Below are 296 nucleotides of genomic sequence, written 5' to 3' on the forward strand. Positions count from 1 at the left end.
GCCCATCGCCGCCGTGGCGGTCGGGGATCGCATCAGCAACGCCCTGATGGAGCACGATAACGACTTTAACCACGGCTTTACCTATTCCGGTCATCCGGTGGCCGCCGCCGTGGCGCTGAAAACCATCGAAATAATGAAAACCGAAGGCATTGTAGAGCAGGTACGCGACAGCACCGGCCCCTACTTCCAGAAAGCCCTGCGTGAAAGCCTCGCCGACCACCCGTTAGTGGGCCAGATTGATGGCGTTGGTCTGGTAGCCGGTATCGCTCTGGTGCAGGACAAAGCCACAAAATCCC

At 59.1% G+C, this 296-nt stretch carries 1 protein-coding gene; it reads left to right on the forward strand.

Annotation, left to right across the window (positions count from 1 at the left end):
• Positions 1-296 (forward strand): aminotransferase class III-fold pyridoxal phosphate-dependent enzyme (locus Q4563_RS18825; RefSeq protein WP_303605601.1); only part of this gene is annotated, 296 nt, incomplete at both ends.

The organism is Gilvimarinus sp. 1_MG-2023, from assembly GCF_030548285.1.